The sequence below is a fragment of the Gordonia sp. GN26 genome (genome assembly GCF_054823965.1).
The window spans coordinates 125938-139780 of the sequence record NZ_JSYC01000017.1 but is presented as its reverse complement, the minus strand read 5'-3'; the positions used below and the strand labels follow the sequence as shown (position 1 = coordinate 139780).

10 protein-coding genes are annotated in these 13843 nt (G+C 69.6%); 6 read left to right on the top strand and 4 right to left on the bottom strand.

The features are described 5' to 3' along the window. Positions 1-18 precede the first annotated feature (18 nt). The 6 genes from eccCa to OK17_RS06710 all read left to right on the top strand — a co-directional run bounded on the left by eccCa (position 19) and on the right by OK17_RS06710 (position 8647). Positions 19-4113 carry a type VII secretion protein EccCa gene (gene eccCa / locus OK17_RS06735; RefSeq protein WP_461416995.1) on the top strand — a complete coding sequence of 1365 codons (4095 nt, stop codon included), beginning with the start codon at positions 19-21 and terminating at the stop codon, positions 4111-4113. A gap of 42 nt (positions 4114-4155) precedes the next feature. After that, on the top strand, positions 4156-5442 hold the full coding sequence (locus OK17_RS06730) for a type VII secretion-associated protein (protein WP_461417008.1): 1287 nt from the start codon (positions 4156-4158) through the stop codon (positions 5440-5442). A 178-nt stretch (positions 5443-5620) separates the two neighbouring features. Next, the gene (rplM, locus tag OK17_RS06725; protein ID WP_005195808.1) at positions 5621-6064 is read left to right on the top strand and encodes a 50S ribosomal protein L13; all 444 of its coding nucleotides are present in this window, start codon (positions 5621-5623) and stop codon (positions 6062-6064) included. Beyond that, on the top strand, positions 6061-6582 hold the full coding sequence (rpsI, locus tag OK17_RS06720) for a 30S ribosomal protein S9 (protein ID WP_461416994.1): 522 nt from the start codon (positions 6061-6063) through the stop codon (positions 6580-6582). Before rplM ends, rpsI begins: the two co-directional genes overlap by 4 nt. 2 nt (positions 6583-6584) lie before the next feature. Beyond that, on the top strand, positions 6585-7928 hold the full coding sequence (gene glmM, locus OK17_RS06715) for a phosphoglucosamine mutase (RefSeq protein WP_232715578.1): 1344 nt from the start codon (positions 6585-6587) through the stop codon (positions 7926-7928). Beyond that, positions 7925-8647, top strand: coding sequence for an HAD family hydrolase (locus OK17_RS06710; RefSeq protein WP_232715579.1), 723 nt, complete (start codon positions 7925-7927; stop codon positions 8645-8647). Before glmM ends, OK17_RS06710 begins: the two co-directional genes overlap by 4 nt. Before the next feature lie 7 nt (positions 8648-8654). Here OK17_RS06710 and OK17_RS06705 read toward each other — a convergent pair whose 3' ends face one another. From OK17_RS06705 to OK17_RS06690, 4 genes are all read right to left on the bottom strand, one after another. Then, on the bottom strand, positions 8655-9407 hold the full coding sequence (locus OK17_RS06705) for an SDR family NAD(P)-dependent oxidoreductase (protein WP_232715580.1): 753 nt from the start codon (positions 9405-9407) through the stop codon (positions 8655-8657). Between the two features lie 40 nt (positions 9408-9447). Further along, on the bottom strand, positions 9448-10734 hold the full coding sequence (locus OK17_RS06700; protein ID WP_232715581.1) for an acyl-CoA dehydrogenase family protein: 1287 nt from the start codon (positions 10732-10734) through the stop codon (positions 9448-9450). Between the two features lie 71 nt (positions 10735-10805). Then, positions 10806-11894, bottom strand: a complete 1089-nt coding sequence (locus tag OK17_RS06695) for a phosphotransferase family protein (RefSeq protein WP_461416993.1) — start codon at positions 11892-11894, stop codon at positions 10806-10808. An 86-nt stretch (positions 11895-11980) separates the two neighbouring features. Next, positions 11981-13837: a GAF domain-containing protein gene (locus tag OK17_RS06690; RefSeq protein ID WP_461416992.1), complete on the bottom strand. Its 1857-nt coding sequence runs from the start codon at positions 13835-13837 to the stop codon at positions 11981-11983. Positions 13838-13843: the final 6 nt, after the last annotated feature.

Sequence of the window (13843 nt, the reverse complement as noted above, 5' to 3'; positions counted from 1 at the left end):
GGTGTCAGGGGGGATCGAGTGGTCACGACCACCGAGGGGTTCGTGCGTCGTCCACGCATCACGCCGCCGCGCATGCCCGGGGGCGAGGTCAACATCCAGGCGCCGCCTGACGTGCCTCGCGTGGTGCCCGGCAATCTGCTCGTCAAGCTGCTGCCCGTGGTCATGATCGTCGCCGTCGTCGGCATGATCGCGCTGATGATGGTCACCGGCGGCCGCAACATCCTGACCAATCCGCTGTTCATGATGTTCCCGCTGATGATGCTCATGTCGATGTTCGGCATGTTTGCCGCCGGCGGACGCAGCGGCGGCAAGCGCGCCGCGGAACTCAACGAGGAGCGCAAGGACTACTTCCGTTACCTCGGTCAGCTGCGCGGCCAGGTCTTCGACACCGTCGAGAACCAGCGCGCCGCCCGCACCTGGAGCCATCCCGACCCGCACGCCCTGCTCGACGTCGTCGGCAGCCGGCGCATGTGGGAGCGGCGCCCCGCCGACAACGATTTCGCCCACGTGCGGGTGGGCGTCGGCGTCCAGCGCCTGGCCACCCGTCTGATGCCGCCGGAGACCGGCCCCCTCGAGGACATCGAACCGGTGTCGATGGTCGCGCTGCGCCGGTTCGTACGCACCCATTCCGCGGTCTACAGCCTGCCCCGGTCCATCTCGCTGCGCGGCTTCCCGGCGATCAACATCGAGGGCGCACGGCAGGAGACCCGCGAGCTCGTCCGCTCGATGATCCTCGAGCTGTGCGCCTTCCACGGTCCCGACCATCTCCACATCGGCATCGTCACCGGCGACCCGGCCGGCGAGGCCTGGGACTGGGCGAAATGGCTTCCGCACGTGGGGCATCCGACGCTGCGCGACGGGATCGGCCCGATGCGGATGATCTATCCGACGCTGGCCGATCTCGAGAACGCGCTGGCCGCAGACCTTCTCGAGCGCGGCCGGTTCAGCCGGTCCGCCCCGCCGAGCGGGAACCGTGCCCACCTGGTCGTGATCATCGACGACGGCTACGTGGCCGGCGACGAACGCGTCCTCAGCTCGGCCGGTATGGAGGGGGTCACGGTCCTCGACCTGACCGCACCGCCGGACGGCCTCGCGGTCCGGCGCGGCCTGCAGCTCGTGGTGCGCGGCGGCAAGGTGTCGGCGCGGAGTGCCGCGGGCGTCGAGGAGTTCGCCGACATGGACTCGCTGACCATCGCCGAGGCGGAGGCGATCGCCCGCCGCATGGCCCGGTACCGCCTGGCGACCGCGGCGACCCTGGCCAACCTGGAGTCCGAGGCGACGTCCACCGACCCGGGCCTGCCCGCACTCCTCGGCATCGACGACGCCGCCCGGTTCGACCCGGCCACCGCCTGGCGCGGACGCACCGGACGCGAACGGCTGCGGGTGCCGATCGGCTACACGCCGAGCGGTGCGCCCGTCGAACTCGACATCAAGGAGAGCGCGCACGGCGGCATGGGACCGCACGGTCTGTGTATCGGTGCGACCGGTTCGGGCAAGTCCGAGTTCCTGCGAACCCTCGTCCTCGCCATGCTGGCGACGCATTCGCCGACCGAGCTGAACCTGGTCCTCGTCGACTTCAAGGGTGGCGCGACGTTCCTCGGCCTCGAGTCCGCACCGCACGTCGCGGCGATCATCACCAACCTCGAGCAGGAACTGTCGATGGTCGACCGCATGAAGGATGCGCTGTCGGGTGAGATGAACCGTCGCCAGGAGGTCCTGCGGGCGGCGGGCAACTACGCCAACGTTGCCGACTACGAGCGTGCCCGGGCCTCGGGTGTGCGTCTCGAGCCGCTGCCCGCGCTGTTCATCGTCGTCGACGAGTTCTCCGAACTCCTGTCGCAGAAGCCGGATTTCGCCGAGCTGTTCGTGGCGATCGGCCGTCTGGGCCGTTCGTTGCACATCCACCTGTTGCTGGCCTCGCAGCGTCTGGAGGAGGGCAAGCTCCGCGGCCTCGACTCCCATCTGTCGTATCGCATCGGTCTGAAGACCTTCTCCGCCAACGAGTCCCGGTCGGTGCTCGGTGTCCCCGACGCCTACCACCTGCCCAGCGTGCCCGGCTCGGCGTACCTGAAGTGTGACTCGGATGATCCGGTCCGCTTCAACACCTCCTACGTCTCCGGCCCGTACTACTCGCCGACCGTGGCCGAGGACGCCGCGGATTCCGTGGCGCCGGGCTCCCCGCGACTGGGAAACCTCAAGGTCTTCACCGCACTTCCGGTTCCGCTCGACGAGGGTTCGCCGCGGTCGCTGTTGGATCAGGCGGCGAGCCTGCTCGACGAGGAGCCCCCGGCGCTCGACGCGGCGGCCCCCGACGACCCGGCCGACTTCGAACCGACCTCGGTGTCGGTGCCGACGCTGATGCAGACCATCATCGGCCGCATGGAGGACGCCGGTCCGCCGGCGCACCGGGTGTGGCTGGACCCGCTGGAGGATTCGCCGACGGTGGAAACGCTGGTCGGTGCGCGTGACTGGACCAAGCCGGCGGTCCCCGGCAACCTCGTGTTGCCGATCGGCTGGGTGGACCGTCCCTACGACCAGCGGCGCGACCCGCTCGTCATCGACCTGTCCGGCGCGGCCGGCAGCGTCGCCGTGGTCGGCGGACCTCAGTCGGGTAAGTCGACGACCCTGCGCACGATCATCATGACCGCGGCCGCCACGCACACCCCGGAACAGGTGCAGTTCTACTGCCTGGACTTCGGTGGCGGCAGCCTCGCCGGTCTCGCCGGACTCCCGCACGTGGGTTCGGTGGCATCCCGCGGCGACATGGACGCCGTCCGTCGCACCGTGGCCGAGGTCGGGGCGATCATCCGGGCGCGCGAGCTGTTGTTCGCCCGCCTGGGCGTCGAGTCGATGCGCGACTACCGGGCCCGGCGGGCGGCCTGGTTCGCCACCGGGACCGTCGCGCCCGACGATCCGCTGGCCGGCGACCGCTTCGGCGACGTCTTCTTCGTGCTCGACGGGATCGGTGTGCTGCGTTCCGAACTGGAGTCGCTGGAGGAGCAGATCACCACGATCGTCTCCCAGGGTCTGTCCTTCGGCGTCCACGTCATCGTCAGTGCGTCGCGGTGGGCCGAGATCCGTCCGGCGGTCCGCGACCTTCTGGGCACGCGCATCGAACTGCGCCTCGGCGACCCGACGGATTCGGAGATGGGCCGTCGCGCCGCTGCGGGTGTCCCGCAGAACCGCCCCGGCCGCGGTCTCACCGCGGAGGAACTGCACATGCTCATCGCGCTGCCGCGGCTGGACGCGGTCAGCAGCGCGGAGTCGTTGCCCGCCGGCGTCGCGGCCTCGGCGGAGAAGCTGGCCGCCGCGTACCGGGGCCGATCGGCGATGCCGGTGCGCAAGCTCAGCACCGAGATCGAGATGGCGGCGGTCCGGAACGGGCTCGCCGCGGCCGGGGTCTCGTTGTCGCTCAACCAGGTCGCGATCGGTGTCGGCGAACTCGAGCTGGCACCGGTGGTCCTCGATTTCAACGCCCAGCCGCACTTCATGGTCTTCGCCGACGTCGAACACGGCAAGACCAACGTGCTTCGTGCGATCGTTCGTGGACTCGTCGCCGGCGGCACCCCGGAGCAGGTGAAGATCGCCTTCATCGACTACCGCCGCACGATGCTCGGCATCGTCGACGGCGATCACCTCGCGGGCTACGCGAGTTCGCACGACAACGCGATGACACTGATGAACCAGCTGGCGGTGTACCTGAAGGACTGCATGCCCCCGGACGACGTGACCGTCCAGCAGCTGCGGGAGCGGTCGTGGCTGGAGGGCAAACCGGAGGTCTACCTCGTCGTCGACGACTACGACATGGTGTCCACCTCGGCGGGCAATCCGCTGCTGCCGGTCATCGAGTACGCGTCGCATGCGCGGGACATCGGGTTCCACATCATCCTGGCCCGCCGCTCCGGCGGCCTCGGCCGGGCGATGTTCGATCCGGTGATCGCACGGCTGAAGGACCTGTCGTCGGACATGCTGCTCATGAGCGGCGACCGGGACGAGGGCTTCATCACCGGGCGCAGCCGCATGCAGCGGCTCGTCCCCGGTCGCGGTGAGCTGGTCTCCCGGGTGCGTCCGCAGGAGATGATCCAGGTCGCGCTCGTGCCGGCCGAGGACTGACGACGAGCTGGGCCGGATGAGGCAGGTGCGGGCGTGAGCGGGATGAGCCGGGGCCGTCCCGTGGTCGTCGACCTCGCGTACGGCCGACCCCGGATCTTCGAACCCGCGACCGGCGCACGGGAGTCCGGACTCGACCTGCGCCCGCTCCTCGACGCCGTCGACGTGATGACGGCCGTGGCCGACGGCCGCCGGCTCCACCTGCGGCAGGCTTGGCGGACGGCCTTCGCCGACCTGGGGATCGCGCCCGACCCCGAAAATCCGCTCGTCGTCGGTCATCCGAGCACCTGGGGGCCGCGGCGCGCGTCGTCGTTGGCCGACGTGGGAGGCGGTGCCCCGCTCACGCTCCTCCCGCGCGCGGTCCTCGTCGCGCGCAGCCACGCCGACATCACGGTGCAGCGCTGTGCCGTCGTGGAGACCACCCACATCCCGACCCCGCCCGCCGATCCGGCCCGTCCGCGACCGGCGGCGTGGGACGTCCAGATCGTGCGGCGGCACCCCGAGGGTTGGCTCCTCGAACGTTCCGGGCTGATCGAGCCGGCGGAGCAGGGGGCCGTGGGCCTCTCGATCATCGACGACGCGGTCGAGGCGGTCTTCGTCGACGGCGACGACCCCGCGGAGGTGTCGGCGGCGGTCGACCTGATCGCCGAGCACGCGATCGCCGGCCGCGTCGTGCCGGTGGACCGCGACCTCGTCGTCCGCCTGGGCCGGCGGACCGGAGGTGCTGCCGACGAACCCGTGCCGGTGGCCGGCGACCCCGCGGAGCCGGCGACGGACATGTCGATCCGACGCAGTCGCCGGGTGCTGGCCGGTGCGGCGGCCGCGGCGGTGATGGTTGTCGCCGGCGCGTTCGCGGTCGGCTGGTGGCAGCGGGACGACCCGGCCCCGGTGACCTCCGAGGTCGCGGTCGGGCGCGCCACGCTGTCGGTCCCCGGGGACTGGCGGCAGAGCGGACAGGACACACCCGGGGACACCACCGACGACCCGACCACGCGGCGCGCGGTGTTCGTCTCCGAGGCCGACGGCCGCCGGATCATCGCGGTGCTGACCGAACTGCGCGACGGCTCGACCCCGCAGTCGGTCGCCACCAGTCTCCGCAACCGGATCGAGCAGCGGGGCGACGACGTCGTCACGGAGTTCTCCGCCGACACCCGGTACGCCGGCCGCGACGTCATCAGCTACCGGGAGGCGCCGGCCTCGGGCAGCCCCATCCGCTGGTATGTCATCGTCGACGACGGGCTGCAGGTGTCCATCGGCTGTCAGGCGGGGACGGCCGCCGAGTCGCTCGACGACGAATGCGCCCGGGCCGTCCGCTCGGTCCGGGTGGAGTGAGCTCCGTGGGCGTTTTGACCCTGACCTGCACGGTCGCGTAACCTGGATCGCTGGTGCTCGGCGCCTGTCGCACACGCGTGTGTACAGGCAGAAGAGGCCCGGGTCCCCACTGGTCGCCGGGAACATCCTCCGCCGCGCACCCGACCAGCACCCTAAAGACAAGAGTTGAGGACCAACTGTGCCTACCTACACCCCGAAGGCCGGTGACATCACGCGTACGTGGCACGTCATCGACGCCACCGACGTGGTGCTCGGCCGGCTGGCCGTGCAGACCGCGAACCTGCTCCGCGGCAAGCACAAGCCGACCTACGCCCCGCACATGGACGGTGGTGACTTCGTCATCATCATCAACGCGGAGAAGGTTGCGCTGACCAGCAACAAGGCCGAGCGCAAGCTGAACTACACCCACTCGGGGCATCCCGGTGGCCTGAAGTCCCGCACCACCGCCGAGCTGCTCGAGACCTTCCCCGAGCGCGTCATCGAAAAGGCCGTCAAGGGCATGCTGCCCTCGAACAAGCTCGGTCGCGCCATGGCCTCGAAGCTGAAGGTCTACGCAGGCCCGAATCATCCGCACGCGGCCCAGCGCCCCGTCCCCTTCGAGATCAAGCAGGTGGCCCAGTGACCAACGAGAACATCAACGAGGCCGTCGAAGAAGCTGTCGAGGTCGTCGAGGCCGTGGAAGCCGTCGAGGCTGCTGCTGATGACTACGACGCCGCTCCGGCCGTCGAGGAGACCCGCGAGCCGATCGTGATCGACCGCCCGATCCAGACCGTCGGCCGCCGCAAGGAAGCCGTCGTCCGCGTTCGCCTGATGCCGGGCACCGGTGAGTTCAAGCTCAACGGCCGCTCCTTGGAGGAGTACTTCCCCAACAAGGTGCACCAGCAGCTGATCAAGGCTCCGCTGGTTCTCGTCGAGCGCACCGAGTCGTTCGACATCTTCGCCAAGCTCGTCGGTGGCGGCCCCTCGGGCCAGGCCGGCGCGCTGCGTCTCGCCATCGCCCGTGCCCTCATCGAGGTCACCCCGGAGGATCGTCCCGCCCTCAAGAAGGCCGGCTACCTCACCCGTGACCCGCGTGCGGTCGAGCGCAAGAAGTACGGCCTGAAGAAGGCCCGCAAGGCGTCGCAGTACTCCAAGCGCTGATCTTGGCACGCCTTTTCGGTACCGACGGCGTCCGAGGCCTGGCCAACGCCGAGCTCACTCCCGAGCTCGCGTTGCGCCTGGCCTCGGCCGCCGCGGTCGTTTTCGAAGAAATTTCCGACGATTCGACCCGCCGTCCGCGCGCGGTGGTCGGTCGTGATCCGCGTGCTTCCGGCGAGATGCTGGAAGCCGCCGTGTGCGCGGGACTCGCCGCGACCGGCGTCGACGCCATCCGGGTCGGCACCGTGCCCACCCCGGCGGTCGCGTTCCTGACCGCGGACTACCGCGCCGACTTCGGCGTGATGATCTCCGCGTCGCACAATCCCATGCCCGACAACGGCATCAAGTTCTTCTCCGCCGGCGGGCACAAGCTCGACGACGAGATCGAGGACCGCATCGAAGCGGCGATGGGCGAGGAGTTCATCCGGCCCATCGGTGCCGCGGTCGGTCGTGTCCTCGACGCACCGGACGCCGGGGACCGCTACCGCCGTCATCTGGCGCAGGCCATCGACGAGCGTCTCGACGGTCTGACGGTCGTCGTCGACTGCGCACACGGTGCCGCGTCGGAGCTCGCGCCGCTGGCCTACGCCGACGCCGGTGCCACCGTCATCACGATCCACGCCGATCCCGACGGCCTGAACATCAACGCCGACTGCGGTTCGACCCACATGGACAAGCTGCAGGCGGCCGTTCTCGAGCACGGCGCCGATCTCGGGCTCGCCCACGACGGCGACGCCGACCGTTGTCTGGCAGTGGATTCCACTGGTGAGATCGTCGACGGCGACGCCATCATGGCGATCCTGGCGACGTCGCTCGCCGACAAGGGCCGTCTGCACGAGAACGTCCTGGTTGCCACCGTCATGAGCAACCTCGGTCTGCACATCGCGATGCGCGAGGCGGGGATCACGGTGCGCACCACCGCAGTCGGCGACCGCTACGTGGTCGAGGAGTTGCGTCGCGGTGGGTACTCCCTCGGCGGCGAGCAATCCGGTCACATCGTGGTCCCGGGTTCGGGAACCACCGGTGACGGCATCCTCACCGGCCTGATGATCATGGCCCGCATGGCGGCCACCTCGGCGCGGCTGGCCGACCTGGCCGGCATCGTGACGGTGCTGCCGCAGGAACTCATCAACGTCCGCGTCGCCGACAAGCATGCGGTCGCGGAGTCGCCGGCGGTCAAGCAGGCCGTGGCCGACGCCGAGGCCGAACTGGGTGACTCCGGTCGAGTTCTGTTGCGCCCCTCCGGAACCGAGCAACTCGTGCGCGTCATGGTGGAGGCCGGCACGGCGGATCAGGCGGGCTCGGTCGCCCGCGGTCTCGCCGACGTCGTCGCGGCTGCCGGCGCATGACCGCGGGTCAGGCGAACACGGCGAACGCGGCGCGGGCGGTCCTCTTCGACTTCTCCGGCACGTTGTTCCGCTTCGAGGCGCGCGACGACTGGTTCGTCGATCTCCTCGACGACGCGGGCGAGTCGTTCACCCCGGCACGTCAGGCGGACATCATCCGCCGCATGGTCGCGCCGGTCGGTCTGCCCGACGGGATCGAGGGTGACGACCGGACTGCTTGGGAGCGAAGGGATCTCGATCCGGAACTGCATCGGGTCGGGTATCTCGCGCTGCTGCGTACGGTCGGCTTGAGCGATGCCGGTCACGCCAACGCGCTCTACGACCGGGTCCTCGACCCGGACTCGTGGGTGCCGTTCGCCGACACCGTCGAGGTGCTGACGCGTCTGGCCGACGCCGGGGTGCCGATCGGCATCGTCAGCAACATCGCCTTCGACCTGCGCAAAGTCCTTGCCCTGCACGGCGTCGACCACGTCGTCGACGCCTATGCACTTTCCTATGAGGTCGGCGCCATCAAACCCGACCCGCGCATCTTCCGCGCCGCACTCGGCCCGATCGGCGTGCCGGCCGGCGACGTGCTCATGGTCGGGGACAGCGAGAAGGCCGACGGCGGTGCACGCGCGCTCGGATGTTCCTTTGCGCTGGTGCACGATGTGCCGCCGGCCGATCGCCCGACCGCGCTGCTCGACGCCGTGACGGCTCACGGCATCGAACTGCGCGCCTGAGCTCCTCTCAGAAGTTGCCCTTGGCGGCCCAGCCGCCGTCGACCGGGTAGATCTCGCCGGTCAGGAAGTCGCCCTCACGCATGAGGTAGGCGACCATCGAGGCGATCTCCGACGGACGCCCGAGCCGACGCACGATGTGCGCGTTGGCATTCGCCTGCCGCATCTCCTCGGTGATGTCGGCCAGGATCGGGGTGTCGATGGTGCCCGGTGCGATGGCGTTGATGAGGATGTTCTGCGGTCCGTACTCGTAGGCCGCCTGCTTCGTCAGACCCACGACGCCGCCCTTGGCCGCCGAGTACGACGCCAGGTTCGGCAGACCCCGCAGCGCGGCCATCGACGAGATGTTCACGATGCGGCCGCCGCCGTTCTCGATCATGCCCGGGATGACCGCCCGCATGCCGAGCCACACACCCTTGAGGTCGGTGCCGACGACGAGGTCCCACGCTTCCTCGGTGAGACCGACGACGGTGTCCTCGCTGATCATGTTGACCACGCCGGCCACGTTGGCCAGGCAGTCGATCGAGCCGCGGGAGGCGGTGATCTGCTCCACCGCCGCCGACCAGTCGTCGGCGACGCGGACGTCGAGACGGACCGCTTCCGCGGAGCCGCCCGCCTCGGCGATTTCCTTGAGGGTGACCTCGCAGTCCTGGATGTCGGCGGCGACGACATGGGCGCCGTCGGCGGCGAGACGGATCGCCGTGGCCTGACCGATGCCTTGTGCCGCGCCGGTGACGATCGCTGTTTTTCCGTTGAGTGACATACGTGTTCGCTTTCTGGTCGGGGTCAGTGCAGGGGTGGGGTCAGGGTTGTTCGGCGAGCAGGTCGGCGAAGCGGCGCTGGGCGGCCTCGCGGCGGGTGGGGATGTGCTCGGTCGGACGGTCGTCGGCCGGACGGGTGTAACCCTTCAGGTACTGGCGGGCGACGCTGTCGCGGTGCACCTCGTCGGGGCCGTCGTAGAGGCGGGCGGCGCGGGCTGCCCGGTACATCGACTCCAGCGGCAGGTCCGCGCTGTAACCGAGTGAGCCGTGCACCTGGAGGGCGCGGTCGATGACGTCGTGCAGGATCTTGGCGCCGAAGAACTTGATGAGCGCGATGTCCTTGCGGGCGGCGGCCGTGCCCTCCTCGTCGATGCGCCACGCCGCGTGCAGCGTCATGAGGCGCAGGGCCTGGATCTCGGCGGCGGAGTCGGCGATGAAGTTGCGGACCGTCTGCTTGTCGGCGAGGACCGATCCGTGGGCGTACCGGTAGGTGGCGCGTTCACACATCATGTCGAAGGCGCGGCTCGCCTGGCCGATCCAGCGCATGCAGTGATGGATTCGGCCTGGGCCCAGGCGCTTCTGGGCGATGAGGAAGCCGTCGCCGCGGTTGCCGAGCAGGGCCGAGTCGTCGACGCGGACGTCGCGCAGCACGACCTCGCAGTGCGAGCCGTAGGTGTACGGCCGCGGCCGGGGGTTCTCCACCGAGCCGATGTCGCGGACCACGTCGAGACCCGGGGCGTCGATGGGGATGATGAACTGGGACGTCCGACGGTGGCGTTCGGCGTCGGGATCGGTGACGGCGACGACGATCATGAAGTCGGCGGTGGCCGCGTTGCTGATGAACCATTTGTGGCCGTTGAGAACCCACTGGTCCCCGTCCCGGACCGCGGTGGTCGTGAGGTTGGTCGGATCGGCGCCGGCGTTGTCGGGTTCGGTCAGCGCGAACGACGAGTAGTACTCACCGGCGAGCAGCGGCTCGAGCCACCGCTTCTTCTGCTCCTCGGTGCCGACCGCGGCGAGGATCTCACAGTTCCCGGAATCCGGTGCCTGGCAACCGAACACGAGCGGACCGAACGGAGTGGAACCCAGGATCTCCTGCATCAGGCCGAGTTTCACCTGGCCGTAACCCTGTCCGCCGAGCTCGGGGTCGAGGTGGGCGGCCCACAGATCGTTGGCCTTGACCTCTTCCTGCAGCGGGGCGATCGCCTTACGCAACTGATCCCAGTCGAGGTCGAGGGTCTCGAGCGGGAAGACCTCGGTGCGGACGAAATCCCGCATCCAGTCGAGCTTCTTCTGGAAGTCGGGTTCCGTGGAGAAATCCCAGGCCATGGTGGTGTGCTCCGTTTCTGTGGGGGTCGTACGAGGTGGGGATCGCGGTTCGATCCGAAGGAGAGGCGGTGTCAGGGGCCGGCGATGATCTCGCGGGCGCGGACGAAGAGGCCGTCGGCGTAGCGGTGCAGTCGTTCGCCGACCTTTCGGGGTGCCTTGCCGTCGCAGGAGCGGGCGTAGGTGCCCTCGAGGATGATGCCGAGCTTGAAGCTCGCGAGAACGGTGTACCAGTCCAGGGCGTCGAGGTTCCTCTCGGAGCGCTCGGCGTAGCGGGCGATGATCGCGGATCGGTTCGGCAGGTCGCCGGCCTGGCCGAGCGCGCTCTCGTAGAGATCCGGCTGCCGCGGGTCGTCGGGCAAGATGGCCAGCAGCACACCGAGATCGAGCAGGGGGTCACCGACCGTGGCCATTTCCCAGTCGACGATGGCCGCGACCTCGGGGGTGCGGTGGTCGTAGAGGACGTTGGCCACGTGGTAGTCGCCGTGCAGCAGGCCGGGCCGGAACCCGTCGGGGCGGTTGTCGTCGAGCCAGCCGGCGATCCGGTCGAGGTCGGGGAACGTCCCGCCCGGGTATCCCGGTGTGCCCGCGTACCGTTCGTGTTCGGCGAGCCACCGCGGCACCTGCCGTTCGAGGAACCCGTCCGGTTTGCCGAAACCGTCGAGGCCGATCGCGGAGTGGTCGACGGCCGCCAGACCCGCGAGCGCGTCGACGAGTGCGTACCCCATCGCCTCGCGTCCCTCGGCGGTGGCGGCGTACGCGGCCGGGAGGCTGTCGGCCGCGTTGAACCCCTCCACGGGCTCCATCAGGAAGAAGGTGGCCCCGAGGACGTCGGTGTCGGTGGTGCCGGCGACGAACCTGGGGTGCGCGACATCGGTGGAGCTCAGCGCGGACAGCAGCGTCATCTCACGTGCGATGGCCGCGTTCGACTGCGGGCGCAGGTGCCGGGGACCGCGGCGGAGCACGTAGTCCCGTCCGCCGCGGCTGACGATCACCATGATGTTCTGGGTTCCGCCGTGCAATGGCCGGAGGTCGAGGTCCCCGCCTGGCAGGCCCGTCTCGTCCATCCACGCCGCGAGTGCGGCGGTGTCCACCGGGATCTCGTCGGAGTCGACCCGGATCTGATCGGGGGCGGAACGGTCGGGGATCGTGCTGCGGGCCATGGAATGAACCTATGGCGTATCCGCCCCGGGGAGAACCATCGTCCTGCGGGCCTGTTGGAGGAATCTCCAATGGGTGTCGTCGCAGGTCATTGGCCTGCGAGGTCGAGGACCTGGAAGGCCATCTTCGCCGACAGCAGGCAGTCCAGCGACGTCGGATCGCGTCGTGCGATCTCCTTGATCCGACCGAGGCGGTACCGGATGGTGTTCTCGTGGACGTCCAGTGCCGTCGCGGTGGCCTGGACCTTGCCGTCGGCGGCCACGAAGGCCCGCCAGGTGGCGAGGAGCGTGCCGTCGTCGTGCTGTCGGACGGGTGCGACGAAGGAGTGCGCGAAGTGCAGGGCCTCCTTCACGTGACCGCTGGACACGATCACCCGGAACAGGCCGAGTTCGTCGAGCGTCATCACCCGCTCGTCCCAACCGAACGACTTTGCCACCGAACCCATCTCGCGTAGGTCGCGGTGGGCGTGCGGATAGTCGACGGGGGTACGGCAGATGCCGGAGATGAGGGTCGCGCCGAGTGAGAGATCGCCGGACAGGCGCTCGCGGATCGTCGACACGTGGTCGCGGACCCGCCCGACCTCGTCGAGGTCGTCGGACTCCAGACGGACCATGACGATGACCGCGCCGGGCAGCCGGACGGCCGGCGGCGGGGAGATGGACATCACCGAGGCGAAGGTGCGGGTGACCAGCGACTGGATCGCCGACGCCGTCAGCCGGTCGGTCGCATCGTCGACGGTGAAGCGAACCAGCACATGGGGATTGGTGAGGTCGATGCCGAACTGCGGGCCGCGCCGGACCAGATGTTCCTTGTCGCGGCTGTTGCGCAGCAGGTCCGACAGGTAGTCGTCGCGCGCCTGACCCTCGGTCTCGATCTGCCGCCGCTCGGAGAGCATCTGCAGCGCCAGGACGGTGGCGCCGCGTTCGGCGATGTTCGCGTCGAGGGCCTCGAGGCTGCGGCCCACCTCGACGATGCCGAGGAAACCGGTCTGCCTGCCCTCGATCACCAAGCGGCACATCAGATGTCGCCGGCCGAGCCCGACCGCGAGCTGCGCCGGGACGATGGCCGACGGCGTGCTGACCGACAGTTCGGCGAGAGCCTGCCGCACCGAGGCGGTGGCCCGCACCTTCTCGCTCATCACCGGGGGAGCGGTCAGCTTCAGCGCCTCCGGTGCGGCCCAGGCGAGCACGTCGAACGAGTTGTTGTAGAGAACCACAGGCTTGGCCGACAGCTCCGACAGGAGTTCGACGACGCGGTGGATGTTGGCGCCCTCGAGCACCGCGCTGGTCAGGCGGTGGTGGACGTCGGCGAGGTAGGCCAGGGTGGCGTTGTTCCGCGCGATCTCGGCGGCCTGACCGCGCAGGCGGGTGTTGAGCATCGCCTGGCTGATGAACAGGGCGGACAGGCGCGCGAACAGTTCGGCGACCTCGATGTCCTCGGGGGTGAACTCGTGCTCGCGGCCGCGGCTGTCGACGAAGATCAGGCCGATCACCGCGTCGTCGAAGGTGAGCGGGACGCCGAGCATCGCGCGGACGTCCCAGTGGGTCATCGTCCGGCGGTGGGGGCGCGGGTCGTTGAGGGCGTCGGCGATGACGACGGGCGCGCGGGTGTTGATGACCTCTTGGCTGAACAGGTCGCCGTCGAAGCCGGAGACCTGTCGCTTCACGGCCTCGGTGATGTCGCCGGCGTCCTCGCAGAAGCCCGCGGCTCCGCGATAGCTGCCGTTGGCGTGCCGCAGGTAGACCGAGCAACGGGTGACGCCGAGGAGTGCGCAGAGCTTCTGGCCGACCAGGCTGAGGAGGTCCTCGAGCTTGGTGTCGGTGATGGCCTCGGTGGTGATCTCGGCGAAGGCCGCGATGACGTCGCGTTCGCGGCCGGTGGCACGTGCCGACCCGCCCTCGGAGTCGATACCGGTATCGACTCCGCGCTCCGCGATGGACGTCATCCGCAC